The organism is Xanthobacter aminoxidans, from assembly GCF_023571765.1.
In the GTDB taxonomy this organism is placed as follows: domain Bacteria; phylum Pseudomonadota; class Alphaproteobacteria; order Rhizobiales; family Xanthobacteraceae; genus Xanthobacter; species Xanthobacter aminoxidans.
This window is the reverse complement of record NZ_JAMJXC010000073.1, coordinates 1-689: the sequence shown is the minus strand read 5'-3', so window position 1 is coordinate 689 and position 689 is coordinate 1. Positions and strand designations below refer to the sequence as shown.

The following is a 689-nucleotide window of genomic DNA, read 5'->3' as shown; positions in this document are numbered from 1 at the left end:
TGAACCGCCCCTAGATTCCTGGACGCCTTCTTCCCTAAATTTTTAGGCAAGGAGGCCCCGATGGGCAAAGCGAACTTCACCGAGGACTTCAAGCGCGACGCGGTCGTTCAGATCACCGAACGGGGCTATCCGGTTGCGGAGGTGGCGGCCCGGCTGGGGATCAGCAAGTACTCGCTCTACGAGTGGAGGAAACGGTACGGCAAGCCTGCTGCCGTGGCCCGCGATGACGATCAGGCCGCTGAGGTCCGCAGGCTGAAGCGCGAGTTGCAGCGCGTGACGGAGGAGCGCGACATCCTAAAAAAAGCGGCCGCGTACTTCGCCAAGGATGCAAAGTGAAGTACGCGTTCATCGCCGAGCATCGCCTTCTGTTTTCGATCCGTGCCATGTGTCGGTGCCTGCGTGTCCAGCCGAGCGGCTTCTACGCCTGGCTGAAGGACCCGCTGAGCAAGCGCGCGCAGGAAGACCAGCGACAGACCGAGCTGATCCGCGCGGCATGGAGCGAGAGCGGCAAGGTCTATGGCTATCGCAAGCTTCACGACGATCTGGCGGACATGGGCGAGAGCTGCTGCCCCAACCGGGTTGCGCGGCTGACGCGGCTTGCCGGCATCCGGGCGCAGATCGGCTACAGGCGGCGCCCCGGCCAATATGGAGGCAAGCCATCCCTGGCGGTCGACAACACGCTCGATCGC

Annotated in this window: 1 pseudogene; it reads left to right on the top strand. The window is 63.7% G+C overall.

Annotated elements, in window-relative coordinates:
* Positions 1 to 60: 60 nt before the first annotated feature.
* Positions 61 to 689, top strand: a pseudogene (locus tag EJ105_RS27690) (IS3-like element ISXau3 family transposase); the annotation flags it as partial.